The sequence below is a fragment of the Alphaproteobacteria bacterium genome, from assembly GCA_030740435.1.
Taxonomy (GTDB): Bacteria; Pseudomonadota; Alphaproteobacteria; order UBA2966; family UBA2966.
In genome coordinates this window covers 1-26,386 of record JASLXG010000132.1, presented here as the reverse complement: position 1 = coordinate 26,386, position 26,386 = coordinate 1, and the positions used below count along the sequence as shown (strand labels likewise).

Genomic DNA, 26,386 nt, shown 5'->3' with positions numbered 1-26,386 from the left:
CGAGTCCCACGCTATTAAACAAATCTTATTCACTAAAAATCCTCACTACGATCAGAAAGCTCGATATCGCAAGGATTTATGCGCGAAATGTTATTGAATTAAATTTCTTTACTGGCCCGCATGAAGTCCGCCACGGCCTGGTTGAAGTGTTCCGCGGCCTCGATGTTGACGGCGTGGCCGGCCTCGGCCGGGGCCACCTGCAGGTGCGGCAGAAAGGCTTCGGCGTGGGCCCGAAAAGGAGCGAATCGCTCTTCACGCTCGCCGCAGACCAGCAGCACCGGCACCTGGTTGTCGACAATGCGCTGGCGCACCGAGAGGTGGGGCTGGGTGAAGCGGAAGGTCCGGACCACACTCGCGGTATCGTGGAGCTCGCAATCGGCCAGCATCTCCTGCTGCACCGCCGGGGGCAGCCGCTTGGCGTGCACGGGATGAATGGGCAGGCGCTGCAAGCTCCAGTCGTCGCTGGCCATGGCCGGGATCCACTCTTCGATCGAGGCCATGCGCTGGGCCACGGTGTCGGCATCGGCCAGGGCCGAACTTGAATTGGTGAAAATCTGACCGGCGATACGGTCGGGATGATCGAGCGCGTAGCGCAGCGTCAGCGCAGCGCCGAAGGACTGGCCGCAGATCCACCAGCGCTCGACTCCCAGGTCGCGGCGCAGCGCCTCGAAGGCGGCAACGTAGCCGTCGGGATGGTAGCTCTCGTCCGCCTCGGGTGCCGGCGAGCGGCCATGGCCCCAGAGCTCGACCACCACCGGCCGGCAGAATTCCGCCAGGGCCGCCAGATTGAGGCGCCACTGGCTGCGGCTCGAGAGCATGCCGTGGACCAGCAGCAGGTAGGGGCCGGTGCTGCCGTGGACCTCGTGATAAAGCCTGTCGTCCGACATCGGGCTGCCCTAAAGGCCGTAGAGGTCCGCCTTGTCCAGCGTGTTTTGCAGGATCCGCACGGTGGCGGCGTCGATCATCACGCCGTCGACCTGGGCCGCGCCCTCGCCCCGCGCCACGGCCTCGTCGTAGGCGGCGGCGATCTTGCGGGCGTGCTCGACCTCGTCGGCGGTGGGCGAGAAGATCTCGGTCGAGGGTGCGGCCTGGGCCGGATGGATGGCCCACTTGCCGACGCAACCGAGAATCATGGCACGGCGGCATTCGCGGCGGTAGCCGTCTGCGTCCTTGAAGTTGGCGAAGGGCCCGTCGATGGGGTCGATGCCGGCGACGCGGCAGGCCACCACCAGGCGCTGGCGCTGGTAGTGCCAGAGATCGCCGGGATAGCTGTCCGAATCAGCCCCCATGGCGACCCCGATGTTGACGCCCTGCGAGGCCGAATAGTCGCCCATGCCGAAGACCATGGCCTCGAGGCGCGGGGTGGATTGGGCGATGGCGTCGATGTTCTGCATGCCTTCGACCTCCTCGATCAAGAGCTCGATGCCGATGCGGCGTTCGAGCCCGAGATCGAGCTCGAGCTGATTCAACATGATATCGAGCCAAACCACGTCGTGGGCGTACTTGACCTTGGGGATCATGATGGTGTCGAGGTTGGCTCCGGCGCCGCTTACCACCTCGATGACGTCCTTGTAGGCCCAGCGCGTCTCCAGGTCGTTGATGCGCACGCAGCGCACCGAGGATCCGAAGTCGAGGCTGTTCAGCGCCTCCACCACCTTGCCCCGGGCGGCGGGCTTTTCCGCCGGCGCCACCGCGTCCTCGAGGTCGAGAAAAACGTGATCGATGCCCAGGCCGGCCGCCTTGGTCATCATTTTCTCGCTGCTGCCGGGCACCGAAAGCTGGCAGCGCCGGGCGCGCTGGGGTCGTTGGCTCATGATCTCGCTTCTCCTGGCAATGAGGCCGGCACAGGGTGCCAGCGCCGCTGGGTGCCGTAAAGGGGCGCGCGAAAAGCGCTTGACCGAATCCGCCCCGGGCGGGACCATCGCTCCAGGCCACAAGAAGGAATCCGAACCATGATCGAACTCCGCCCGCTGTTTCGCCTCGAAGCCCAGGTCGACGAACCCCGAGTGGCAGCCGGCGCACCGCTCGGCGAGCGCCGTTTCATTCACGTCTCGGAGGGCACCTTCACGGGCGAGCGGCTGAAAGGCGTGTTGTTGGACGGCAGCTCCGATTGGCAGTTGGTGCGGGCCGACGGGGTGGCGGAGCTCGACGTCAGGGTCTCGCTGCAGTGCGACGATGGCCCCATCGTATTCATGAAAGGCTGGGGCCTGCGCCACGGCCCGGCCGAGGTGCTCGAGCGCCTGGCCCGGGGCGAGGAGGTGGACCCGGCGGAATACTATTTTCGCGAGGCCATCATGTTCGAGGCGCCCGCGGGCAAGTACGAATGGCTCAACCGGGTGTTGGCGCTGGGCAGCGGCCGGCGCGATCCCGATCGGGTCACTATCGAGGCTTTCGAGGTCTTGTAAGGCTCAGGCCACGGCGCCGGTGCTGCGCAGTTCGGCGATTTCGGCGGGCTCGAAACCGGCCGCCGCCAACACCTCGTCGGTGTGCTGGCCTAGGCGCGGCGCGGCGTTACGCACGCCGCCCGGTGTCTCGGTCATGCGGATGGGGCTGCCGGCGATGGTGATGGCCTCACCCAAACCTTCCGGCTCCAAGGTCGCCAGCATCCGGCGCGCCGCCATGTGGGGATCGGCCATGATCTCGTCGGCGCCCTGCACCGGGCCGAAAGGAATGCGGCCGCCCAGGATCTCGACCAGTTCGGCCTTGCTGCGCCCGCCGCTCCAGTCGTTGATCAGCGCGATGACCTCGGCCGCGTGCTCGACCCGGTCCGGGTTGCTGGCATAGCGCTGGTCCCGGGCCAGCTCGGGCCGGCCCATGCATTCGGCCAGCACGGCCCAGAAATCGTCGTGCGGGCAGGCGATCGAGACCCAGCCGTCGCGGGCGGCAAAGATGCCGAAGGGGCAGAGCATGGGATGGCCGTTGCCTTCGGGGTGCGGCGTCTTGCCGGTGTAGGCCTGCTGGTAGACGATGCGCTCGCAGATGGCCAGTACGGCATCGTACATGGCGACGTCGACGAACTGGCCCCGGCCCGTCTTTTGCGCCCGATAGACCGCCGACAAGAGGCCGACGGTGGCGAACATGGCCGGCACGATGTCGCCGACGCCGGGCCCCACCTTCAGCGGCGTCTCGGCGTCGGGACCGGTAATGCCCATGATGCCGCCCATGGCCTGGGCGACGACATCGAAGGCCGGCCACTCGGCGTAAGGGCTCTCGCCGGTGCGGGGATCGCCGAAACCGCGCACCGCGGCATAGACCAGGCGCGGGTTTTCGGCCGCCAACTGCTCGTAACTGAGGCCCAGGCGCTCCATGACGCCGACGCGATAGTTCTCGATCACCACGTCGGCCGCGGCCGCCAGGCGGCGCAGCACGGCCTTGCCTTCGGCCTGCTTGAGATCGAGCACGATGCCGCGCTTGTTGCGGTTGATGCTCTGGTAATAGCCGCTGTAGGCCTTGGCCTCGTCGCCCGGCAAAAAGGGTCCCAGGCGGCGCGTCACGTCGCCCTCGGGGGGCTCGATCTTGACCACGTCGGCGCCCTGGTCGGCCAGCAGCATCGCGCAATAGGGCCCGGCCAGCATCTGCGTCAGGTCGACGACGCGCAAGCCGGCCAACGCCCCGCCGGCCGAATCGTTCATCGCCCGGCCCAGTGGCTGCGCCGCTTCAAGAGCACCCGGCGGTCGCCCTCGAAGACCACCACGTCGTCCTGGTTGACGCCCCAGTGGTGGAAACTGACGATGCCGGCGTCGTCGCGTTCGGCATCATCGAGCGCCAGCACCTGGCTGTAGGCATAAAGCGAATCGCCGTGGAAGACCGGCGCCTTGAGGCGGATCTTGTCCAGGCCCAGCTCGGCCAGCGCCTGTTCGCCGGTATCCTGCATGGCCAACCCCACCACCAGCGCAATGGTCACGCCGCCGAAGGAGACGCGCTGGTCGAACATCGGGTTGTCGCGCAATGAATCTTCGTTGAAGTGGGCCTGGGCGGTATTGAGCACCAGGTTGGTGATCTGCACGTTGTCGATGGCCTCGACCGTCTTGCCCCGGGCATGACGGAAGACGGCGCCCACCTCGAAATCCTCGAAGTAGTTGTCGGCGCCGGTGAGCTCGCTGGTTTTCAAGGCCATGGCGCTACCCCGCCGTCTTTCCCAGCAGGTTGTCCGAGATGATGCGCTGCTGGATCTCGGACGTGCCCTCGAAGATCTTGGTCAGGCGGGCGTCGCGCCAGTGGCGTTCCACCGCGTGCAGCTTGGTGTAGCCGGCGCCGCCGTGGATCTGCAGGCCCTCGCTGGTGACGCGTTCGGACATCTCGGAGGCGAAATACTTGACCATCGAGGCCTCCTTGTCGCAACGCCGGCCCTGGTCGATCTCGTTGCAGACGTAATAGAGCAACTGCCGGGCCGCCTCGACCTCCGTGGCCATGGTGGCGAGCTTGAAGCGCACGGCCTGGAAGGCGCCGATGGGTTGGCCGAACTGCTCACGCTGCTGGGCATAGACCAGGCTGTCCTCCAGCGCCGCCCGGGCCAGGCCCACCGAGCGCGCCGCCGTATGGGCCCGCGCCACCTCGAGGCCGCCGGCCATGATGTAGAAGGCCTTGCCCTGCTCGCCGATCAGGCAATCGGCCGGGATGCGGCAATCATCGAAAGCGAGCTCATAGGTCTTCCAGCCGAAATAGCCGATCTTGGGAATCGGGTTGCCGGAGCAGCCCGGCGGCAATTCGCCCCGCGGCTTCTCGATGATGAAGGCCGAGATACCCAAATGCCGGCGCTTGGCGTCGGGACTTTCGCCGGTGCGGGCAAAGAGCAGCAGATAATCGGCACCGTCGGCGAAGGTGCACCAGTACTTGGCCCCGTTGATCACCCATTCGTCGCCATCGCGCCGCGCCCGGCAGGAGATCGCCGCCAGGTCGGATCCGGCCGCGGGCTCGCTCAGCGAGGCGGCGGCCAGGAATTCGCCCCGGGCCGCCCGCGGCAGCCACTTGCGGCGCTGTTCCTCGGACATGGCCTTCTGGCCGAAGATGCCGTTGCCCCGCGCCACGATGCTGGCCACGCTCATCCAGGCCCGGGCCAGTTCCTCGGTGACCAGGCAGTATTCGAAGCAGCCCAGGCCCAGGCCGCCGTATTCCTCGGCGATGGTGATGCCGAAGAAGCCGAGCTCCGCCATCTTGTCGCGCAACTCCATGGGGATGTCGCCCTGCACCGGGTCCAGTTCGTTGGCCACCGGCAGCACCTCTTTCATGGCGAAATCGCGGGCCGTATCCTGGATCAGGCGGCGTTCCTCGGTCATGTAGCCGCGGCCGTCGCCGCTCAGGCTTTCTGCGTCCATGGTCAGTCCCTGAAGCGCACCAGGTTGGTGCGCCGGTAGTCGACGACGCAAACCTGGTGCTGGTTGAAGCCTTCGCTGTGCCAGGTGACGATGCCGTAGCCCTCGAACTTGGCCGAGGTGCGCCGGTCCTCGACCGTGCTGACGGCGCTTAGCGTATCGCCGACGTAGACCGGCCTGTGGTAGCTCAGGCCATCGACGCCGAGGAAGGGCCCGCCGCCTTCGCTGAGGTCCTCGACGGTCATGCCGAAGACCGTGTTGAAGACCAGCAGCGGGTTGACCACGACGCCGGGGTGGTCGTGGGCCTGGGCGTAGGGAGCATTGAAGTAAAGCGGGTTGTAGCTCAGTGTGAGACTGGAAAAGAGCGAATTGTCGCCGCCCGTGATGGTGCGTCCCCAGTGGTGGTGAAAGACCCGGCCGGGCTCGAAATCCTCGTAGCAGTTGCCCTTGGCCCAGAGCTTGGCCTGGCCGCGGAAATCCTTGGCCGGTTCGATCGGCTTTGTGGGCTCGGTCATCAGGCGGTCCAGTTGCTGAGGTGGCGAGTGAGCTGGGAGGCGTCGGCAAGATCCGGGAGCGCCGCCAGCTCGGCCATCAGGGCGGCGCTGGCTTCGCTGCCCAGCAAGGGTATGACCAGGCTTTCGAATTTAGCCCGCAGGCGCGCGCCCTGGGCCTCGAGGTCGGCGGCCGCAATGCCGACGTCGATCGAGGATTCGAGCCGGCGGCCGTCCCCTAGCGTCACCACCGCCGTGGCCAACGTCCCCGGGCCGCCGCTCGGCTGCACCTCGACGCGGCGGCGCAGCGACACCAGATCGGGCCGGCCGGCAAGCTCGTCGGTGTAGGTCTCGGGGTTGGAGGTATCGATGCCCGAAAGCGCCATGGCGGCGGTGTGGCGCAGGCTGAATTTTACTTCCAGGCCGCTGGCGGGCTCTTCGATGTGGCAGACCTTGAGGTGGCCGGGATCGACTTCCAGCGTCACCGCGGCCAACTGGTCCGGCTCGAGATCGTGGTCCTGCCGGAGTCCGGCCAGGGCCTCGATGGTCGAATGCGTGAGGTAGCAGGCGGCGTGGTACTTGAACAAATTGCCGCGCAGGAAAAAGCCCTCGGGCGGATCGGCCAACGCCGCCTCGGCGTCGAAATCGTCGCTGTGGGTGTCGGCGAAACCCTGTTCGACCTCGAGGATGTCAGGGCGGCTGGTGAAGCCCCGCCCCGCCAGGCGGGCGGCCTGCAGGCCCGTGGCCGCGGCGTGGCCGGCGTGCAGGGGCTTGCACATGGTGCCGAACTGCGACTTCAGCCCGGCCGCTTGCGTGCCCACGATGCCCAGCGCCCGGGCCGTGGCCTCGGCGTCGAGCCCCATCAGGTTGGCGCTGGCCGCCGCCGCCCCGAAGCAGCCGATGGTGGCGGTGGCGTGAAAGCCCCGGCCGTAGTGCCCCGGCGCCACCAGCAGGCCGATGCGGCATTCGCTTTCGTAGCCCGCCACGAAGGCGGTGACCAGGTCTCGCCCATTGGCGCCCAAACTTTCGCCCAATGCCAAAATGGCCGGCACCAGTGGCACCGTGGGGTGGCCCTTCATGGCCTGGTGGACGTCGTCGTAATCCAGAGCGTGGCCTGCCGCACCGTTGATCAGCGCCGCCTGGGCCAGCGTGCCGCGGCCGGCACCGATCAGGCTGGCGCGCTCGATGCCGCCTTCCTCGATGGCCTCGGCCACCAGCATCCGGACCAGCGGCTCGCTGGCGCCGGCAATGGTGACGGCGAACCAGTCGAGCAGGCATTGCCCGGCCACGCTGACGGCATCGGGCGTCAGGTCCGCAAAGCGCAAGGCCGCCGCCCGTTCGGCAATGGCGGCGGTGATGTCGCTCTCGGGCAGCGGCGCGACGGCGTCGGCGCTGGACATGGAATTTCTCCCCGGATCCTGGTTTTCAGTCAGTCTGGCGGGATTCGCAAGCGTCGTCCACCGGGCCCGGCTGTATCCTCAGCCGCCGGCGGAAAAGACGTTCCCGGCGCCCGGATCGAAGGCTTCGGCCAGGAACCGCTCCTGCGGTTTTTCCGAAGCCGTCTTGGGGATCTCGTCGACTAGTTGCAGGAAACCGGGCACGGAATTGGCTTCCAGCCCGGCCCGGCAGGCCGCGAACACAGCATCGGCCGAGAAATCCGCCGCCGCCACGATGGCCGCCACCACTTCCTTTTCGCCCGGCGCATTGCCGGCCGTGGCCAGGCCGTAGACGAAAACGTCCGAGACGGCGGCGACCTCGGCCAGGACCTTTTCCACGAAGGCCGGGTTGACGAAGTCGCCGTTGCGCCGGATGGCGCTGCCGCGGCGGTAGGCGAAATAGACCCAGCCGTCCCGCATGTGGCCGATGTCGCCGGAGCGGAACCAGCCGTCGCGGGTCTTGGCGGCCGAGGCCTCCGGCTCCTTGTGGTAGGCCACCGGCGAGGCCGGGCCGTCGGCGTTGCGGAAGCAAATCTCGCCGGGCTCGCCTTCCGGGCACTCTTTGTCGTCCTGGTCGCGTATGCTGCAAACCAGCGTCGGCGGCGCCCGGCCCATCGAGCCGATGGGCCCATCACCCGGCGGATTGAGCGTAATGCCGCCCTCGGCGGTGCCGTAGAATTCGAAAATCTCGACTTGGAAGCGCTGGCTGAAATCCTCCCAGATAGCGGCCGGCATGCCCGCCGAGAATACGAAGCGCACCGGGTTGTCGCCATCATCGTGGCGCTGCGGCTCGGCGTAAATAGCGGTCGTCATGCCGCCCAGCAGGTTGAAGCTGGTGCAGCCATAGGCCCGGGTGATGTCCCAGAGCCTTGATTTGCTGAACTTGCGGCTGATCACCGCCCGATAGCCGCCCATCAGGGCATTGCCCAGCGTGATGATCTGGGCGTTGGCGTGGCTCAGCGAGAGGCCGGTATAGGGCCGGTCGCCCGCTTGCAAGCCGATGGCCGAGCCCAGCGAGGCGATCTCGCCGAAGCGGGTGTAGGGCGCGAGGATGGCCTTGGGATCGCCCGTGGTGCCGGAGGTATAGAGCATCTGCATGGGCTGCTCCGGATCGCAGGCCCGGATCTCCAGATCGGGGCCTTTGCCGTCGGCCAGCACCTGGGAGAGCCGCCGCGCCCGGGGCATCGCCGGCAGCTCGACCGCTAAGCCGGTATCCAGAACCCAGAGCCACTCCAGGCTCGAGAGCCCGTCTTGAATCTCCAAAAACTGCGCCAGCGCATAGTCCGCCACCACCGCACCCCGGCATTCGGCGAAGTCGAGCATGTAGGCGAGCTTGGCACCACGGGTGCGCGGATCGATGGGCACGAACACCGTGTTGGCGATCGAGGACGCCACCATGGCGTCGACGAATTCGGGGTGGTTCTGCATGACGATGGCGAAGCTTGCGCCCGGCGCCATGCCTTCCTCGATCAGGCCCCGGGCCAGCCGCTGGCCCTCTAGCCAAAGCTCGCCATAAGTGCGCTCGATGCCGGTCAAAGCACCGTCCGCTTCGACGTTGACGAAGGTCAGCACATCGCGCTCGGGATCGCTTTGGCTCCAGGCGGCTATCAGGCGGGCCAGGATCAGTTGATTTGCATCGTCCATCGGGGATTATTCGCCATGTGAGCGCCGGGTGTGCCATCATCTTGCGGTCCGGCCACAAAGAGAATCAAGCGCCATGGATCTTCAATTCAGCGACCAGGACCTGGCCTTCCAGGGCGAGGTGCGGGATTTCCTCGAGCGCGAGTTGCCGCCCGAACTGAGCGCCAAGGTAAAGCGCGGCGGCCACCTGGAGAAAGAAGACTTCTACCGCTGGCAGCGCATTCTTTTCGACCAGGGCTGGATCGCCCCGGCCTGGCCCGAGGAATACGGCGGCCCCGGCTGGACGCCGACGCAGCGCTATATCTTCGAGCGCGCCTCGGCCGATGCTTGGGCGCCCACGGTGGTGCCCTTCGGGCTGCGCATGGTGGGGCCGGTGATCTACACCTTCGGCACGGATGAACAGAAAGCCCGCTACCTGCCGCGCATTCTTTCGTCCGACGACTTCTGGTGCCAGGGCTATTCCGAACCGGGCTCGGGCTCGGACCTGGCATCCTTGCGCAGCCGGGCCGAGGACGATGGCGATCATTACCTGATCAACGGCCAGAAGACCTGGACCAGTCAGGGTCACTGGGCCGACATGATGTTCATGCTGGTGCGCACCGACCCGGAGGTGAAGCCGCAGCAGGGCATTTCCTTCCTGCTCGTCGACATGAAAACGCCCGGCATTACGGTGCGCCCCATCATCACGCTCGACGGCTGGCACTACGTCAACGAGGTGTTTTTCGAGGACGTGCGCGTGCCCAAGCACAATCGCATCGGCGAGGAGGGCAAGGGCTGGACCTACGCCAAGTTCCTGCTGGGCCATGAGCGCACCGGCATCGCCGGCGTGCAGCGTTCGCGCAAGCTGATCGGCAAGCTCAAGGAAAACACCCGGGACCTGGAGGCCGAGCAGCGCGCCCGCATCGGCCAGCTAGAGCTCGACCTGATGGCCCTGGAATATACCGAACTGCGCGTCCTCACGGCCGAACAGGCCGGCCAGTCGCCGGGGCCGGAAGCCTCGCTGCTCAAGATCAAGGGCTCGGAACTGACCCAGGCCGTGTTCCAGCTCAGCATCGAGACGCTGGGCTACCACACGCTGCCCTACCCCATCCCGGCCAGCGAGTGGGGCAGCAACAACCCGCTGGTGCCCGAGCACGTGGGCAACGTGGTGGCGGCGCACCTTTACGCCCGGGCCGCCACCATCTTCGGTGGCAGCAACGAGATCCAGCGCGGCATCATCGCCAAAGCGGTGCTGGGGCTTTAAGGAGGGCCATGACCGGGCCCGCCACAGTGCTGCCCTCGATGCGGCTCGACGGCCAAATCGCCCTGGTCACCGGCGCCGGCCGGGGCATCGGCCGGGGCTGCGCCCTGGCCCTGGCCGAAGCCGGAGCCGAGGTCATCGCCATGAGCCGCACGGCGGCCGAAATCGAAGCCCTGGCAGCCGAGATCGGCGCCAAGGGCGGCACCGCCCGGGCCCTGGTTTGCGATGTCACCGAGACGCCCAAGGTGCGCCAGGCCATCAATGGCCTGGAGCGCTTGGATGTGCTGGTGAACAACGCCGGCACCGCCATCATGGGCCCCTTTCTCGACTTCGACGACACGGCCCTCGACACCATGCTCGGGCTCAACGCCCGCGCCGTCTTCGTGGTGGCTCAGGAGGCGGCCCGCCTGATGGACCGCCACGGCGGCGGCTCGATCGTCAATATCTCGTCGCAATACGGCATCGTGGGCGCGCCGGGGAATTCGATCTACGCCGCGACCAAGCACTTCATCGTGGGCTTGAGCAAATCCATGGCGGTGGAGCTCGCGCCCAAGAACATCCGGGTCAACACGGTGGGGCCGACGGTGACCCAGACGCCGATGATCGATGCCCTGATGGCGTCCGGCGATTCGGTCAAGGAATCGGTACTGGCCCGCATCCCCATGGGACGGCTCGGTCAGGTCGAGGATATGGTCGGTGCCGTGGTCTTTCTGGCCTCGCCGGCAGCCGCTCTGATCACCGGCGCCACGCTGGTCGTCGACGGTGGCTGGACGGCGCAATAAGGAACAACGGAAAAACGGGAGCGAGAGATGGGCAAGCTTGACGGCAAGATCACCATCATCACCGGTGCCACCAGCGGCATCGGGCGCTGCACGGCCGAGGTCTTCGTGGCCGAAGGCGCCCAGGTACTGATCACCGGGCGGCGGCGGAAGGAAGGCAACGAGATCGCCGAGGCGCTCGGCGATCGCTGCGAGTTCATGGCCGGCGACATGACGCGCGAGGCCGACGTCAAGGGCATGATCGACCACGTAGTGGCCCGGCACGGCCGCCTCGATTGCCTCTTTAACAACGCCGGCGCCCCGGCGCCCTCGGGCCGCATCGAGGAGATTCCCTTGGACGGCTTCGAGGCGGCGCTGAAGGTGCTGTTGAGCAGCGTCTTCCTCGGCCTGAAGCACGCGGCGCCGGTGATGCGGCGGCAGAAATCAGGCTCCATCATCAGCAACGGCTCCGTGGCGGCGCGCCGCGCCGGCCTCTCGTCGTCCATGACCTACGGCGCGGCCAAGGCGGCGGTGGTGCAGCTGAGTTGCTCCGTCGCCATGGAACTCGGCGAAGACGGCGTGCGCGTCAACACCATCTCGCCGGGCGGCATCGCCACCGGCATATTCGGCAAGGTCATGGGACTCGACGACGAGGCGGCGGAGGGCACCGTCGAGGCGGTCAAGGTGGGCCTGGCCGCCTTGCAGCCCATCCCGCGTTCGGGCCTGCCGGACGACATCGCCCAGGCCGCCGTCTTCCTGGCCAGCGACGCCTCGAGCTTCATCAACGGCCACGATCTGGTGGTCGACGGCGGCGTGGTCGGCGGCCGCATGTGGTCGCCGCAGCAGGAGAGCCTGGCGCAAATGCGTACCGCCTTCGGCATCAGCGAGGTCTGAAGCCGGCAACACCAGCATAGGGAAAGAAATATGCGCATCAGTTCGGTGGTGGGGCGTGCGGTGCAGGTCAACGGCCCGGGGCTGGCCACCAATTATCAGGGGCGGCGGCAAAGCTGGAACCGGTTCGGCGAGCGCGTGGCCCGGCTGGCCGCGGCGCTGGTCGAGCTTGGCGTCAAGCCCGGCGACCGGGTCGCCATGCTGGGTCTCAACAGCGACTGGTATCTCGAATATTTCTTTGCCGTGCCCTGGGCCGGCGCCGTCTTCGTGCCCATCAACACGCGCCTGGCGGTGCCCGAGATCGTCCACTGGCTCAACGATTCGGAAGCCTCGGTGCTGCTGGTCGATGACCATTTCCTGGAAATGCTGCCGCGCTTTCGGGACCAGATCGAAAGCCTGGGCCCGGTCATTCACGTCGGCACCGGCGCGGCGCCCGAGGGCCTGCTGTCTTACGAGGCCCTGTTGGCCGAGGCCAACCCCATCGAGCCCCGCGACCAGGGTGGCGACGAGCTGGCCGGTCTTTTCTACACCGGCGGCACCACCGGACGCCCCAAGGGCGTCATGCTGAGCCACAACAACCTGCTGCTCAATCCCTTGCAGTTCAGCGCCGCCGCCGGTTTCCGGTCCGACAGCAACTATCTCCACGCCGCCCCCATGTTTCACCTCGCCAATGGCGCCGCCACCTTCGCCGTGACCAGCGTGGCCGGCGGCTCGACAATGATCACCGCCTTCGACCCGGCCGAGGTGCTGGCTGCCATCGAGCGCGAAAAGGTCACCATTACGATGCTGATCCCGACCATGATCAACATGGTGATCAATCACCCCGAGGCCGCCAATGCCGATCTTTCCTCGCTTCGCCACATCCTCTACGGCGCCTCTCCGATGCCCGAGGCGGTGATCGCCAAGGCGCTGGAGACCATCCCCCAGACCCGCTTCATGCAGGCTTATGGCCAGACCGAATCCTCCCCCGTACTGACCGTGATGGAGCACGAATACCACGTCACCAGCGGGCCCATGGCGGGCAAGATCCGCTCGGCCGGCCGCGCCGTTCCCGGTGTCGAGATGAGAATCCTCGACGCCGACGACAACGAGGTGCCGCGCGGCACCGTGGGCGAGATCTGCGGCCGGGGCGACAACGTCATGCAGGGCTATTGGAAGCAGCCCGAGCTTACCGCCCAAACCTTGCGCGGCGGCTGGCTGCACACCGGCGACGGCGGCTACATGGACGAGGACGGCTTCGTCTTTCTCGTCGACCGCGTCAAGGACATGATCATCTCGGGCGGCGAGAACGTCTATTCGGCCGAGGTCGAGGACGCCATCTACCAGCACCCGGCGGTGGCCGAGTGCGCCGTCATCGGCATCCCGCACGAAAAGTGGGGCGAGCAGGTCCACGCCGTGGTGCGCTGCAAGGAAGGCGAAACGCTGGCGGACGAGGCGTTGACGGCACACTGCAAGCAACTGATCGCCGGCTACAAGTGCCCGCAGAGCGTCGCTTTCGTGGACGATCCGCTACCGCTCTCGGGCGCCGGCAAGATCCTCAAGACGGAATTGCGCAAGCCTTATTGGCAGGGCACGGACCGGGCCATCAACTAAGGCGACCGCACTTCCAGCACGATGCGCCCCTGGACCTGGCGGGCGGCGATGCGTTCGAGGGCCTCGACCACGCCCTCCAGCGGCAAGGTTTCCGAGACCAGCGGGGTCAAGTGGCCGGCCGCCACCCAGTCTAGGACATCGCGGCAGAGCGCGTCGTGTTCGTCCGGGAAGCGGTCGCCCCAGTTGCCCGTGAGCACACCGACGATGGAGCAGCTTTTGAGCAGCGGCTGGTTCATGCGCAATTCGGGAATGCGGCCGCTGGTGAAGCCGACCACCAGAATGCGGCCGCCAAAGGCCACACTGCGCACCGATTGATCGAAGACGTCGCCGCCCACGGGATCGTAGATGACGTCGGCCCCGGCGCCCTGGGTCAACTCGCGCACGCGTTCCTTCAGGCTCTCGCGCTGGTAGTTGATCACCGCCTCGGCACCATACTGGCGCACGATAGGGGCCTTTTCGTCGGAGCCCACGGCGGCGATCACCCGGGCCCCCATATGGCGGCCGATGTCGACGGCGGCCAGACCGACGCCGCCGGCGGCGCCGTTGACCAGCAGCACTTCGCCGGCCTGCAGCTGGCCGCGCTCGCGCAGCGCGTAAAGCCCGGTGGTGTAGGCATGCAAAATACCCGAGCCGGGCCCGAAGTCGACGCCGTCGGGCAGGCGGAAGCTGCGGTGCGCGTCGGCCACCATGCGTTCGGCGAAGGCGCCGGTCCAGTTGAAGCAGGCCACGCGGTCGCCGGGCGCCAGGCCTGCGACCTGGCTGCCTACCGCCAGCACCACGCCGGCGGCATCGGTGCCGGCGACGAAGGGCAGCTCGGGCTTCATCTGGTAGAGGCCGCTGACGATCAGGTGGTCCATGAAATTGACGGTTGCCGCGTGGACCTCGACCAGCACCTGATCGGGGGCTGGTTCGGGCTCGTCGATGTCGCGGATCGCCAAACCGCCGGGCCCCGTGAAGCCTTCGCACAGCACTGCTTTCATCGCCTGCCTCGCTTTTCGTTCTGTTGCCGACCCTTAATAGTGCGGCTGAGGAAGCGCTGCACGCGATTTTGCGCATCTTCGGTGAGCCGGGCCTCGGCCTCGGCGTCGAAGGCATGGCCGGCACCGGCATAGACGTGGAGCTCGAGCGGTTGGCCGCGCTTGATCTGGCTCCGGGCCACCTCCTCGCAGGCCGGCCTCGAGACCTCGCGGTCGGCGCCGGCCAGCAGCATCAGAACCGGCAGCGGCACCGACCAGCCGGCACGGTGGCTGGCCGCGGCGCCGCAGTAGGGATAGAGCACCGCGACGGCGCCGAGGCCGTCCAATTGGCCGGGCTGGGCCAGCGTCAAGCTGTCGAGCGCGGCCCAGCCGCCGTGCGAGAAGCCGAGCAGCGCCAGGCGCTGGGGATCGACGTCGGGATGACGACGCAAATCGGCCAGGCTGACCCAAACGTCGGCGGCGCGGCTCGAGCCCCACAGCGCAAGGCCCTGGCAGACAGTCCGGGATTCGAGCCCGCGCGGCGTCAGGCTGTCGACCTCCAGCGCCAGATAGCCCCGGGCCGCCAGCCAGCGTCCCCAACGGCCGCCGTGCCAATCCTTGCGCCCGCCGCAGCCATGCAGCACGACGACGGCGGGAAAGGGGCCCTCGCCGGCCGGCCGGTGGACTACGTCGTGGGGCCGCAGCAGGGCCGAGAGCTCGCCGGGCGGCGGCGGCGCGGCACAGGCGGCGCCGAGCGCCAACAACAGGCAGACCGCGAGACGCAACATGGCAGCATCATACAGCCCTCATTGGCGCTGCCGGAGGGGCGCGATCGCGAGCGCCAAATCGGGTAGCATCGGGCCCGGACGAACAAAAAGATCCTAAAGGGGAGGCAATCATGAAGCATAGAACCGTCATTTTGGCCACTGCGGCGCTGGCCCTGGCCGTCGGCGGGGCCCTGCCGGCCGCGGCCAAATCGAAGATCCGCTTGCATACCTGGGCCTCGCCCAAGCACCACATCAACTCGATGATCATGCCGGGCTGGAAGAAGATGGTGGAAGAAGCCAGCCAGGGGCGGATCGAGGTCGAGATCAGCCACCCACCGAAGATGCCGCCGCCCCGGGTCTTCGACCGCGTCGCCAGCGGCGTTGCCGACGCCGGCTGGAGCCTGCACGACTACACGCCCGGGCGTTTCAAGCTGGCCGAGCTACCTGAGCTGCCGTTCTGGGGCGCCAGCGCCACCCACATCGCCATGGCGCACTGGCGCACCCACCAGAAGTATTTCGTCAAAGCCGGCGAGCACCGCGGCGTCAAGCTGCTGGGCTTCATGGTCACCACGGGCGGCGTCTTTCAGACCAAGTTCCCGCTACAAACGCTTGCCGACCTCCAAGGCCGCAAGTTCCGGGTGCCCGGTGGCGTCGCCAAGGTAGTGGCCCAGCGCCTCGGCATCGTGCCCGTGGGCGCCCCGGCACCCAAGGTCTACACCATGCTGCAACAGGGCGTGGTCGACGGCGTGCTGATGCCGCCCGAGACCGCCAAGACCTTCCGCCTGATGGAAGTGACCAAGCACATGACGCTGGTGCCCGAGGGGCTTTATTACTCGGGCTTCTACCTGATCATGAACCAGGGCGCTTTCGACAAGCTGGCCAAGCAGGATCGGGACGCGGTCATGCGGGCCTCGGGCGAGGCCTTCGTGCGCATGTCCGGCAAGGTCTGGGACGAGGCCGATCCGCCGGTCATCGAATTGGCCAAGCAGAACGGCGTCAAGGTGCAGACCGCCAGCGCCGAGATGCGGGCGGCGCTCAAGAGCAAGCTCGGCGGCTTCAACGAAGCCTGGGTAGCGGCGGCCAACAAGAAGGGCGTCGACGGCCAGGCCGCGCTGGCCTACTTCGCGGCCCAGCTCAAGGCCCTCAAAAGCGAGTGAGCGAAAGCCTGCAGCAGGATCGTCCCGGGGCCCCTGGCCCCGGGACGCTCGGCGCCGAGGGCCCCGGCGAAACCGTTCAGCGCCGGCTGCACCACACGCTGGGCGGCCTGGCGGCGCTGGCCATGCTGGCGCTGGCGCTGATCACCTTTATCGACGTCTGGGCGCGTTATGCCTTCAATGCGCCCATCCCGGGCGCCTACGAGCTGACCGAACTGACCATGGGGGTGATGATATTCGCTGCCCTCCCGGTCATCACCTGGCGGGGCTCGCACATCACCATCGATCTCTTGGACCACGTCACGCCGGCCTGGCTGGCGCTCTGGGGCGGGGCCCTGGTCCAGGCTCTCTCGGCGCTCGTGCTGGCCGGCCTGGCGGCCGAGCTATGGAGCTTGGCGATGACGATGAAGGGTTACGGCGACGTCACCGAATACCTGCGTATCCCCATCCATCCCGTGGTTCAACTGATGAGCCTGTTGGCCTGGTTCACCTGCGCGCTCTCGCTGGCGGCGCTGGCGCTGACGCTGGCCGGCGCCCTGCGGCGGTCTTCCTAGGGACGCCATGACGGCCTCGCTTATCGGCCTCGCCGCGGTGCTCGGGCTGGCGCTGCTCAGGGTGCCCATCGCCTTCGCCATGGGGCTGGTGGGCTTCGCCGGCTTTGGCCTGATGGTGACTTGGTCGGCCTCGCTGGCCCAGGTCGCCTACATCGCCAGCGACGCCGCGCTGGACTACGGCCTTTCGGTGGTGCCGCTGTTTATCCTGATGGGCGGCCTGGTGGCCCGGGCGCGCCTCTCCGACGACCTCTTCGCTGCCTCCAACGCCTTCCTCGGTCACTACCGCGGCGGCCTTGCCATGGCCACCGTGGTGGCCTGCGCCGGTTTCGGGGCCATCTGCGGATCATCAGTGGCGACGGCGGCAACCATGGCCAAGGTCGCCATGCCCTCGATGCGGCGTTACGGCTACGCCGATTCGCTGGCCGCCGGCTCGATCGCCGCCGGCGGCACGCTGGGCATCCTGATTCCGCCCAGCATCCTGCTGGTGATCTACGGCCTGCTCACCGAGGAGAGCATCGGACGCTTGTTCGCCGCCGGCATTCTGCCGGGCCTGGTGGCCATCGCCTGCTACGCCCTGGCGGTGCGCGCCGTGACCCGCTTTCGCCCCGAGGCCGGTCCGGCGGCGGAACGCACCGCTTGGCCGGAACGGTTGCGGGCGCTGCGCGACGTCTGGGGCGTGCTGGTGCTGTTTGCCCTGGTCATGGGCGGCATCTACGGCGGCATCTTCACCCCCACCGAGGCGGCCGGCATCGGCGCCGTCGGGGCGCTGGCCCTGGCACTTTTGCGCCGCACCCTGGATTGGCGCTCGTTCTTCGAGGTCTTGGCCGACAGCGCCTACACCACGGCCATGCTGTTCATGGTGCTGATCGGCGCCCTGGTGTTCGCCAACTTCGTCAACGCGGCCGGCCTGCCGGCGGCCCTCAAGGACCTGGTCACCGGCTTTTCGCTGTCGCCCTGGGTGGTGATCTGGACCATTCTGGTGATCTACATCGTGCTCGGTTGCGTCTTCGAGAGCATCTCCATGGTGCTGCTGACGGTGCCCATTTTCTTCCCCCTGGTGGCCGACCTGGGTTTCGACATGATCTGGTTCGGCATCATCGTCGTCTGCGTCACCGAACTGAGCCTGATCACGCCGCCGGTGGGCATCAACATCTTCGTCTTGCGCGCCGTGCTGCCGGATGTTTCGACGGCGACGCTGATCCGCGGCGTGCTGCCCTTTTGTCTGGCCGACGTGGTGCGCCTGGCCATCCTGGTTCACATACCCTGGCTCTCGACGTACCTGCCCTCACTGATGTTCCGCTAACCCAGCCGGCGACCCCGCCATGAGCCGACACCGTCTGCGCAGGATCAGCGACCTGGCGCTGCCCATCATCGGCGGCATGGTGTCGCAGAACGTCCTCAACCTGGTCGACACGGCCATGGTCGGGGTGCTGGGAACGGCGCAGTTGGCGGCCGTCGGCATCGCCAGCTTCACCACCTTCATGGCCACCGCCGTGGTGATGGGGTTTTCCACCGGCGTCCAGGCCATGGCAGCGCGGCGCGTGGGCGAGGGGCGCGCGGAGGAAACGGCGGTGCCGCTGACCGGCGGCCTGGCCCTGGCGCTGGTCGTCGGGTTGCCCCTGAGCCTGGTCCTGGTGGCGCTGGCGCCGCTGCTGCTGCCGCTGGTCAACAGCGACCCGGCGGTGATCCGCGAGGGCCTGCCCTATTTCGAATGGCGCCTCATCGGCCTGGTCGCGGTGGGTTTCAATTTCTGTTTCCGGGGCTACTGGGCCGGGGTGAGCCGCACCCGCATCTACCTCTACACCCTGCTCACCATCCAGATCGCCAACGTGGCCATCAGCTACGTGCTGATCTTCGGCAAGCTGGGACTGCCGGCGCTGGGCACCGCCGGGGCCGGCATGGGCACGACGCTGGCGCTCGGGCTGGGCAGCGCCATGCATTTCGTGCTGGCGCTCAGGCTGGCCCGGGGGCAGGGCTTCCTCAGCCGGCTGCCAGGGCGCCAGACCATGCTGACCATGCTGCGCCTGGCGGTGCCGTCGGCGTTGCAGCAATTCCTCTTTGCCGCCGGCCTGACCGCCTTCTTCGTCATCGTCGGCCACATCGGTACCGATGAGTTGGCGATTTCCAACGTCATTCTCAATCTCATGCTGGTGGCCATCCTGCCCGGCATGGCACTGGGCATCGCGGCGCTGACGCTGGTCGGCGAGGCGCTCGGCCGCAAGCAGGTTGCCGACGCCGCGCGCTGGGGCTGGCAGGTGGCCGGCCTGGCCTGCTTTCTGATGGCGCTTTTGGGCCTGCCGGCAATACTGGCACCGGGGGTTTTGCTCTCGGGCTTCGCCCACGAGGCGGCGGTGATTGCGCTGGGCGAGACCTCGTTGCGCCTGGTCGGCCTGCTGATCGCCATCGACGGCGTCGGCCTGGTGCTCATGCACGCGCTGTTGGGCGCCGGGGCGGCGCGTCAGGTGATGGTCGTCGCGGTGGTCAGCCAGTGGGCCATCGGCCTGCCGCTGGCCTGGCTGGTGGGACCGGTAATGGGGCTTGGCCTGACCGCTACCTGGCTCTCGCTGGCCGGCTACCGTATCTTGCAGACCGTGGTCTTCGCGCTCTTGTGGCGGCGCGGCGCCTGGTCGCAGATCCGCGTTTGAAGCCGCTTCACCCTGGGGCGCCGGGGGGCTAGTCTGTCGAGCGGCAAGGAAACCCGGGGCATGAGCGACAAGAAACCCATCGCGCGGCGGCTGGCGGCCCTGATGATGGCCGACGTGGCCGGCTATACGCGCCTCATGAGCAGCGACGAGGACGCCACCATGGAGGCCTGGTGGTCGCACCGCCGCGAGGTCATCGATCCCCTGGTGGCGGGCCACGGCGGCACCATCGTCAAGCACACCGGCGACGGCTTCCTGGCCGAGTTCTCCTCCGTCCTCGAGGCCGCCAGTTGCGCCGTCTCGATGCAGAGCGATATGGCGGTGCGCAACCAGGGCGTGGCGGCCGAGCGGCGCATGGATTTCCGCATCGGCATCAACCTCGGCGACATCATGGCCGACGACGAGGACATCTACGGCGACGGCGTCAACATCGCGGCCCGGCTCGAAGCCCTGGCCGAGCCCGGCGGTATCTGCATCTCGGGCAGCGTCTACGAGCAGATCCGCTCCAAGCCCGATTTCAACTGCCAGTCCATGGGCGAACAGCAGGTCAAGAACATCGCCGAGCCGGTGCGCACCTACCGGCTGCTACTCGATATCGAAGCCGAGGGCGAAACGGCTGCGGCACAGGCGGCTCCGCCCGCCGCTACCGCCCCGCCTGTAGCGCCGTCGCCGGCGGCCACCGATCGCACCTCGATCGCCGTGCTGCCCTTCGACAACATGTCGAACGACCCCGAGCAGGAATATTTCTCCGACGGCATCACCGAAGACATCATCACCGATCTCTCGAAGGTTTCGGGACTTTTCGTGATCGCCCGCAACTCGGTCTTCACCTACAAGGGCCGCACCGTCAACGTCCCCGAGGTGTGCGCCGAGCTCGGCGTCAGCCATGCCCTCGAGGGCAGCGTACGCAAGGCCGGCAACCGCGTGCGCATCAACGCCCAGCTCATCGATGGCGGCACCGGCGGCCACCTCTGGGCCGAGCGCTACGACCGCCAGCTCGACGACATCTTTGCCGTCCAGGACGAGGTCACGGCCGAGATCGTCGGCGCCCTCAAGATCGAGCTCTCGCCCCAGGAAGAAAGCCGCGTCCTGAAGCGCGGCACCGACGATCCCGAGGCCTACGACTTCCTGTTGCGTTGCCGCGAGCTGATGTACCAGGGCACCAAGGAAGCCAACCGTGACGCGCTGGGCTACATCGACCAGGCCCTGACCATCGATCCCGACTACGCCAAGGCGCTGGCCGCAAAGGCCATCATCGGCGTCGCCCAATTCACCAACCAGTGGACCTCCGATCCCGTGGCCACGCTGGCCCAGGCCGACGCCTCAGCGGCCCGCGCCCTGGCTGCGGATGCCGAGGAACCTCTCTCGCATCTGGCGCTGGGCGTGGTGCGCATGTGGCAACGCCGGCCCGAGGAGACGGCTGCGGCGGCCCACAGCATGCTGGAGCTCGATCCCAACAACTCGGACGGCTACAAGCTGCTGGCCAATTCCGAGCACTATGCCGGCAATTCCCAGCGCGCCATCGAGGCGGCGGAGAAATCCATGCTGCTCGATCCCTTTTACCCCGACCTGGTGCTGCAGTTCCTGGGCCAGGCCTGCTTCATGGCCGGCGATCTCGAGCGCGCCGCCGACGTCTTCCGCCGCCGCATCATGCGCAACCCCAACACCGACACGGCGCATCTCTTCCTGGCCGCCATCCACGGCCACCAGGGACGGCCAGATGAAGCCCAGGCGGAATGGGCCGAGCTATTAAAGTTCAATCCCGACTATTCGCTGGCCCAGCGCATGAAGATCTGGCCCTACACCGATCCCACACTGCCGGCCCGCATCGTCGACGGCCTCGTCAAGGGCGGCATCGAAAGCGATGTCTGAGGGGCGGTATGAGACCATGCGCCAGGGCGTCGGCAAGATCAGCGGCGTCGAGTATCCGTGGATCATCAAAGCCTACGACTGAGCGCCGAAGCCGCGCCCCATGCCGGCTCCTGGCGCCTGCAAAGCCTGGCGGCGGAGTTTCGCGATGGCGGCGTCGAGCAGCAATATCGCGTCGCCGACGAACCCCACCAGCGCCACCTGGTGGTCATCATGTGCCTGATCGCATTGGCTCTCGCGGCGCTCGCCGATCTGGACCTTTCCTTCCAGAACACGACGGTGACGCCCTGGGTGACGGCCTCGCGAATGGCAAACATCGCGCTTGCCGCCTTCATGTTGATTGCCGTCTGGCGCCGGGCCGGCTATCGCGCGATGGACCACGGCATGTTGCTGCTGGGCCTTCTCATCGTCATCCAAACCCTGTTCTTCCAGGCCATGGCCGATCCCGACAAACTGGCACCGTTGGCGCGCGACCTTGGCGTTATCGCGCTGGGCCACATCCTGCTGCCCACCCGCTTCGTCAATGCGATGCTGGTGATGAACACCTTGATGATCGTGGCGCTGATCCGGGTCCTTGGTTTTTTCAACCTGGATCCCGACGAACGCGTCGCCCTTGCCGCCATGTTCATCGCCGTAAGCTTCGCCGGCATGGCGATGCGTTGGCGGCGCGAACGCGGCCGCCGGCAAAACTTCGCGCTGGCGGCCGAGCTGGCCGACGCGCGCCAGGTGGTGGCGGCGGCCAAACGGGCCAAGTCGTCGTTGCTGGCCGCCATGAGCGACGAGATGCGTAGGCCCATGAACGGCGTCATATCGACGACCGAGCTCCTGGACCAGACCAGGCTCGACAATGAGCAGCGCAGCCTGACCAGGATCGTGCGCCAGAACGCCTCGGCAGTGCTCGGCATAATCGACGACATCCTCGATTTCTCGAAGATCGAGGCCGGCCGCATGGAACTCGAACGGCTGGAGTTCTCGTTGCCCGAGCTGGTCGAGGAGGTGGCCGGGTTGCTGGCCCCCCAGGCCGCCGAAAAGGGGCTCGAGCTGACCACCTTCATCGATCCGGCGTTACCCGACCGGGTACTCGGCGATGCCGCGCGGCTGCACCGGATTGTGCTCAACCTGACCGGCAACGCCATCAAGTTCACCGATCACGGCGCCGTCGGAATCGGCGTATCGGGACGGTTCACGGAGGCCGAAGCGCGCTTCGAGTTCCGCGTCGCCGACACCGGCATCGGCTTGACGGCGGCTGAGCGGGAGAGGCTTTTTCAGCCCTTGCGGCGGGCCGACGGCGGGCCGGCGCGGCGCTATGGCGGCAGCGGCCTGAGGTTCGGCATCTGTCGCCACCTGGTCGAAATGATGGGCGGCCGCATCGACGTCGAAAGCCGCTCCGGCCAGGGTGCAACCTTCTTCTTCGGCCTGGTGCTGGAAACCGCCGCCCAACAGCGGCGGGCGGCACCGGACCTGGCCCCGGCCTGCGTCCTTCTCGCGGCCCGGGCCACGCCGACCAGTGAGGGCGCGGCGCTCTATCTGGCCCACGCCGGTGTCCGGGTAACCACGGCGGCTAGCGGCAGCCAGGCCCTGGCGCTGCTGCAAGGTGCCGCCGAGGGGCACTTCGCGGCCGCCCTGATCGATCACCAACTGCCGGATATGGATGGCCTGGCGCTGGGTCGCAAGCTGCTTGCCGATACCCGCCTCGAGGGCTGCAAGACCATCTTCATGGCGCCCCACGAGCAACCAGCGCTCCGAGCCGCGGCCGAGGAAACGGGCTTCTTCGCCAGCCTGACGACGCCGCTCCGTCGCGACCTTTTGTGGCAAACCGTCGCCGCCGCGCTGAAGGATTAGCCCGGTTTTCTCACCGGGTCACGGCCTCGGCTTCCTCGGCGAAGTCGCCCTTGCCCTGCATGCGTTCGGGCTCGAAGACGTGGCCGTACTCGGCCATCCAGGAATTCATGACCTCCTCGAAGGGCAGGTCGGGGCGGGGGCCGTGGTCGCGGATGTATTCCATGTGGCGCTGGCCCGAGAGATCGAAGGGATGGAACATGGCGTCCTGGCGGCCGTCCCAGTCCAGTACGCCGATGCCCACCTTGTCGCAAAGCCGCTTGTCGAAGGTCGGCGTGGTCTTGATCCAGCGTCCTTCCAGTTTCAATTCGGCGTAACCGTGGTGGACGAAAACGTCGGAGCCGTTCATCAGCTTCTTCAGCCGCGGACTGGTCAGGTGGTTGCGCACGTCGGCGTAACCGGGACGGGCGGGGATGCCCAGTGATCGGGCCGAAGCCACCAGCACCGCCGCCTTGGTGATGCAAAAGCCGTAGCCGTTCTGCAGGCAATAGCTGGCCCGCAGCCCTTGGCGCGAGATCTCGACGTTGTAGGGGTCGTAGCGGATGCCGTCGCGCACGGCGTAAAAGAGCCGGCAGGCACGGTCGATGTCGTGGTTTGGGCCTTTTGCGGCACCGTTCGTGGCCTGGTTGGCAAAGTCCTGAATCGCCGGGTTGTCCCAATCGAGGAAATAGGTGGCTGCGAGGTACTGTTCTTCGGTCATAGTCCGTCGGGCTGGTTGTTGGGGGCCGTCTTACCTATCATCCTTTGGCCCAAGGGGATACTCGGGCGTAGCGCAGGCGTGCGGAGGGCGGCATGAGCGATGACGGCATTCAAACCCTGGTCGATGGCCTGACTTTCGCCGAGGGACCACGCTGGCACGAGGGAAAACTCTGGTTTTCCGACTTCTACTCCCACCGGGTGTTGACCCTGGATGGCGAGGGCCGGATCGAGACCATCGTGGAAGTGCCGGGCCGGCCCTCGGGCCTGGGCTGGACGCCCGAGGGCAAACTGCTGGTGGTCTCGATGCTCGATCGCCGGCTGTTGCGCCTGGACACCGGCGGCCTCGAGACGGTGGCCGATCTCGGCCATCTGGCCAGCGGTCCCTGCAACGACATGGTGGTGGATGGGGCCGGCCGCGCCTATGTCGGAAACTTCGGCTTCGACCGCCACCAGGGCGAGGCCGAACGCACCACTTGCCTGGTCCGGGTCGACCCCGACGGCTCCAGCCGCGCCGTGGCCGACGGGCTTTTGTTTCCCAACGGCACGGCGATCACCCCCGACGGCACCACGCTGATCGTCGCCGAGACCTTCGCCAACCGGCTCACCGCCTTCCATATCGAGGCCGACGGGGGCCTAACCGGGCGCCGCACCTTCGCCCAGTTCGACGACGTCTTTCCCGACGGCATCTGCCTCGATGCCGAAGGTGCGGTGTGGATCGCCGACCCCCGCGGCAAGCGCCTGGTCAGGGTTTTCGACGGCGGCCGCATAGCCCGGACCATCTCGACCGGCGAGCGCGGCTCCTATGCCTGCATGCTGGGCGGCGACGACCGCCGGACGCTTTATGTCTGCACCAACGTCGATTCGGGCCCTGCCGCGGCCGCCACCCAGTACGGGCAGATCGACGCCGTCCGCGTCACCGTCCCCGGCGCCGGATTACCGTAAGGAGACGTCATGAGCGACATGCAAGTTCCAGATGGAGACGGCCTCAAAGGCCGCGTCGCCATCGTTTCCGGCGGCGGCGCCGCCGGCGACGATATCGGCAACGGCCGCGCCGCGGCCATACTGCTGGCCCGGGCCGGCTGCCAGGTCTGCGTGGTCGACCGCTTGGCCGAGGCGGCCGAGCGCACCGTCGAGATGATCGCCGAGCAGGGCGGCGAGGCCATCGCCTTCGCCGCCGACGTGAGCGACGAGGACGACTGCCGCGACATGGTGACGGCGACGCTTGAACGCTTCGGCCGGCTCGATTTTCTCGACAACAACATCGGCATCGCCAGCCGCGGCAGCGTCGTCGAGGAAGACCCCGAGACCTGGCGCCAGGTCATGCAATTGAACGTCGAGACCATGTTCCTGGCGGCCAAGCACGCCATCCCGGCGATGGTCGAGAGCGGTGGCGGCGCCGTCGTCAACGTCTCCTCGATCTCGGCGCTGAGGCCTCGCGGCCTGACCGCCTATAGCGTTTCCAAGGGCGCCGTCATCGCGCTCACCAAAGCCATGGCCGTCGATCACGGTGGCCAAGGCATCCGCGTCAATTGCGTGGCGCCCGGACCGGTTTACACGCCCATGGTCTACACCGGCGGCATGAGCCAGAAGGCCCGTGAGGCGCGCCGCCTGGCTTCCGTCCTGAAGATCGAGGGCACGGGTTGGGACGTGGGCCAGGCGGTCAGGTTCCTGCTCTCGGACCAGGCCCGCTACATCACCGGCCAGACCCTCGTGGTCGACGGCGGCGTGACTCTGCTGGCGCCCGAACGCGACGCCGAAGGTTAGGAACCGAAGCCATGGCGAGAATCCCCTACATCACGAAAGCCGATCTCTCGGCCGACGACCAGGACCTGCTGGCGCGCGACCTCAACATCTACAAGGCGATCGCCAACAGCCCCGGCGGGGCCCGCAACTTCGGCCGCATGGGCCGCTACATCCGCTATGAAAGCCCGCTCGATACCCGGTTGCGCGAGCTCGCCATCCTGCAAGTCGGCTACCTCACGCGCTCGCTCTACGAATACAGCCACCACATCGAGATCGGCCGCGACTTCGGCGTCACGGACGACGACTTGGCCGCCCTGGCCGAGGAAAGCGCCGGCCGCGAGAGCGAGCTCGAGCCGCTGGCGCGCTGGGTGCTGAAGGCGGCCCGCGAGATGACCACGGACTTGGCCATCTCGGAAGAGACCTATGCCGCGCTGGCGCAGGACCTCGACAGCGAATGCCTCACCGACCTGGTGCTGACCATCGGCTTCTACAACGGCGTCGTACGTATTTTGGCCAGCCTCGAGATCGACGTCGAGGAGGGGTATCTCAAGTATCTGGACGAGTTTCCTCTGCCCGCGGAATAGGGCGAACCGCCCCCCACCCTCCACGCAGGCGGGTTGAGACATGCCCACATCCTCGAGTACAGGCCACTTGAAGCACGGAGAATTGACCACAGAGATGGGGTAATCGGCGCTGAGGGTGGCTACTCTCCGAGCTTTTGGAACGTGGTCTGGATGTTCCAGCCACAAGAAGCGTTAAGGAGAGCAGCCATGAAGTACTATGCCGGATTGGACGTTTCGT

The 26,386-nt window shown here is 67.2% G+C and carries 25 protein-coding genes; 14 read left to right on the top strand and 11 right to left on the bottom strand.

What is annotated here, in order from left to right:
- Window positions 1–98: 98 nt before the first annotated feature.
- Window positions 99–887, bottom strand: coding sequence for an alpha/beta hydrolase (locus QGG75_13710; GenBank protein ID MDP6068288.1), 789 nt, complete (start codon window positions 885–887; stop codon window positions 99–101).
- Between the two features lie 9 nt (window positions 888–896).
- A complete protein-coding gene (locus QGG75_13705) occupies window positions 897–1,814 on the bottom strand; it encodes a CoA ester lyase (GenBank protein ID MDP6068287.1) in 918 nt (305 codons plus the stop codon).
- A 138-nt stretch (window positions 1,815–1,952) separates the two neighbouring features.
- Between QGG75_13705 and QGG75_13700 the strand changes: the two genes are divergently transcribed.
- The gene (locus QGG75_13700; protein MDP6068286.1) at window positions 1,953–2,405 is read left to right on the top strand and encodes a DUF3237 domain-containing protein; all 453 of its coding nucleotides are present in this window, start codon (window positions 1,953–1,955) and stop codon (window positions 2,403–2,405) included.
- Between the two features lie 3 nt (window positions 2,406–2,408).
- On the opposite strand, the gene QGG75_13695 is transcribed toward QGG75_13700, so the two are convergent.
- The 6 genes from QGG75_13695 to QGG75_13670 form a co-directional block, all read right to left on the bottom strand.
- Complete coding sequence (locus QGG75_13695; GenBank protein MDP6068285.1) at window positions 2,409–3,632, bottom strand: CoA transferase; 1,224 nt, start codon at window positions 3,630–3,632, stop codon at window positions 2,409–2,411.
- A complete protein-coding gene (locus tag QGG75_13690; GenBank protein ID MDP6068284.1) occupies window positions 3,629–4,117 on the bottom strand; it encodes a MaoC family dehydratase in 489 nt (162 codons plus the stop codon). Before QGG75_13690 ends, QGG75_13695 begins: the two co-directional genes overlap by 4 nt.
- A gap of 4 nt (window positions 4,118–4,121) precedes the next feature.
- Entirely contained in the window at window positions 4,122–5,315 is a 1,194-nt protein-coding gene (locus QGG75_13685) for an acyl-CoA dehydrogenase family protein (protein ID MDP6068283.1), read from the bottom strand.
- 2 nt (window positions 5,316–5,317) lie between these two features.
- The gene (locus QGG75_13680) at window positions 5,318–5,827 is read right to left on the bottom strand and encodes a MaoC family dehydratase (protein ID MDP6068282.1); all 510 of its coding nucleotides are present in this window, start codon (window positions 5,825–5,827) and stop codon (window positions 5,318–5,320) included.
- On the bottom strand, window positions 5,827–7,203 hold the full coding sequence (locus tag QGG75_13675) for an MmgE/PrpD family protein (GenBank protein MDP6068281.1): 1,377 nt from the start codon (window positions 7,201–7,203) through the stop codon (window positions 5,827–5,829). Before QGG75_13675 ends, QGG75_13680 begins: the two co-directional genes overlap by 1 nt.
- 78 nt (window positions 7,204–7,281) lie before the next feature.
- Entirely contained in the window at window positions 7,282–8,883 is a 1,602-nt protein-coding gene (locus QGG75_13670) for an AMP-binding protein (GenBank protein MDP6068280.1), read from the bottom strand.
- A 73-nt stretch (window positions 8,884–8,956) separates the two neighbouring features.
- Between QGG75_13670 and QGG75_13665 the strand changes: the two genes are divergently transcribed.
- Genes QGG75_13665 through QGG75_13650 form a run of 4 tightly spaced genes read left to right on the top strand, consistent with a single transcriptional unit; the run spans window position 8,957 to window position 13,362 of the window.
- Entirely contained in the window at window positions 8,957–10,123 is a 1,167-nt protein-coding gene (locus QGG75_13665) for an acyl-CoA dehydrogenase family protein (GenBank protein ID MDP6068279.1), read from the top strand.
- An 8-nt stretch (window positions 10,124–10,131) separates the two neighbouring features.
- Window positions 10,132–10,902, top strand: coding sequence for a glucose 1-dehydrogenase (locus QGG75_13660; protein ID MDP6068278.1), 771 nt, complete (start codon window positions 10,132–10,134; stop codon window positions 10,900–10,902).
- A gap of 27 nt (window positions 10,903–10,929) precedes the next feature.
- The gene (locus QGG75_13655; GenBank protein ID MDP6068277.1) at window positions 10,930–11,772 is read left to right on the top strand and encodes an SDR family oxidoreductase; all 843 of its coding nucleotides are present in this window, start codon (window positions 10,930–10,932) and stop codon (window positions 11,770–11,772) included.
- A gap of 30 nt (window positions 11,773–11,802) precedes the next feature.
- A complete protein-coding gene (locus QGG75_13650) occupies window positions 11,803–13,362 on the top strand; it encodes a long-chain-fatty-acid--CoA ligase (protein MDP6068276.1) in 1,560 nt (519 codons plus the stop codon).
- Here QGG75_13650 and QGG75_13645 read toward each other — a convergent pair.
- The gene (locus tag QGG75_13645) at window positions 13,359–14,342 is read right to left on the bottom strand and encodes an NADPH:quinone oxidoreductase family protein (GenBank protein MDP6068275.1); all 984 of its coding nucleotides are present in this window, start codon (window positions 14,340–14,342) and stop codon (window positions 13,359–13,361) included. The genes QGG75_13650 and QGG75_13645 overlap by 4 nt on opposite strands.
- Window positions 14,339–15,106 carry a dienelactone hydrolase family protein gene (locus QGG75_13640; GenBank protein MDP6068274.1) on the bottom strand — a complete coding sequence of 256 codons (768 nt, stop codon included), beginning with the start codon at window positions 15,104–15,106 and terminating at the stop codon, window positions 14,339–14,341. Before QGG75_13640 ends, QGG75_13645 begins: the two co-directional genes overlap by 4 nt.
- 110 nt (window positions 15,107–15,216) lie before the next feature.
- Here QGG75_13640 and QGG75_13635 point away from each other — a divergent pair, with 110 nt between their 5' ends.
- Genes QGG75_13635 through QGG75_13610 form a run of 6 tightly spaced genes read left to right on the top strand, consistent with a single transcriptional unit; the run spans window position 15,217 to window position 23,146 of the window.
- The gene (locus tag QGG75_13635) at window positions 15,217–16,242 is read left to right on the top strand and encodes a TRAP transporter substrate-binding protein (GenBank protein MDP6068273.1); all 1,026 of its coding nucleotides are present in this window, start codon (window positions 15,217–15,219) and stop codon (window positions 16,240–16,242) included.
- Window positions 16,239–16,793, top strand: coding sequence for a TRAP transporter small permease (locus QGG75_13630; protein ID MDP6068272.1), 555 nt, complete (start codon window positions 16,239–16,241; stop codon window positions 16,791–16,793). The genes QGG75_13635 and QGG75_13630 overlap by 4 nt, the downstream gene beginning before the upstream one ends.
- A gap of 7 nt (window positions 16,794–16,800) precedes the next feature.
- On the top strand, window positions 16,801–18,096 hold the full coding sequence (locus QGG75_13625; protein ID MDP6068271.1) for a TRAP transporter large permease: 1,296 nt from the start codon (window positions 16,801–16,803) through the stop codon (window positions 18,094–18,096).
- Window positions 18,097–18,115: 19 nt separating this feature from the next.
- Window positions 18,116–19,438 (top strand): MATE family efflux transporter, encoded by a 1,323-nt coding sequence (locus tag QGG75_13620; GenBank protein ID MDP6068270.1) that lies wholly within the window; start codon window positions 18,116–18,118, stop codon window positions 19,436–19,438.
- Between the two features lie 60 nt (window positions 19,439–19,498).
- Window positions 19,499–21,307: an adenylate/guanylate cyclase domain-containing protein gene (locus QGG75_13615; protein MDP6068269.1), complete on the top strand. Its 1,809-nt coding sequence runs from the start codon at window positions 19,499–19,501 to the stop codon at window positions 21,305–21,307.
- A gap of 57 nt (window positions 21,308–21,364) precedes the next feature.
- Window positions 21,365–23,146 carry an ATP-binding protein gene (locus QGG75_13610; protein MDP6068268.1) on the top strand — a complete coding sequence of 594 codons (1,782 nt, stop codon included), beginning with the start codon at window positions 21,365–21,367 and terminating at the stop codon, window positions 23,144–23,146.
- Between the two features lie 10 nt (window positions 23,147–23,156).
- Here QGG75_13610 and QGG75_13605 read toward each other — a convergent pair whose 3' ends face one another.
- A complete protein-coding gene (locus QGG75_13605; protein ID MDP6068267.1) occupies window positions 23,157–23,843 on the bottom strand; it encodes a transglutaminase family protein in 687 nt (228 codons plus the stop codon).
- Between the two features lie 92 nt (window positions 23,844–23,935).
- On the opposite strand from QGG75_13605, the gene QGG75_13600 reads away from it, so the two are divergent.
- Genes QGG75_13600 through QGG75_13590 form a run of 3 tightly spaced genes read left to right on the top strand, consistent with a single transcriptional unit; the run spans window position 23,936 to window position 26,169 of the window.
- Window positions 23,936–24,784, top strand: coding sequence for an SMP-30/gluconolactonase/LRE family protein (locus tag QGG75_13600; protein ID MDP6068266.1), 849 nt, complete (start codon window positions 23,936–23,938; stop codon window positions 24,782–24,784).
- 18 nt (window positions 24,785–24,802) lie between these two features.
- Complete coding sequence (locus QGG75_13595) at window positions 24,803–25,606, top strand: glucose 1-dehydrogenase (protein ID MDP6068265.1); 804 nt, start codon at window positions 24,803–24,805, stop codon at window positions 25,604–25,606.
- Window positions 25,607–25,617: 11 nt separating this feature from the next.
- Window positions 25,618–26,169 carry a carboxymuconolactone decarboxylase family protein gene (locus tag QGG75_13590; protein ID MDP6068264.1) on the top strand — a complete coding sequence of 184 codons (552 nt, stop codon included), beginning with the start codon at window positions 25,618–25,620 and terminating at the stop codon, window positions 26,167–26,169.
- The last annotated feature ends 217 nt before the right edge of the window (window positions 26,170–26,386 follow it).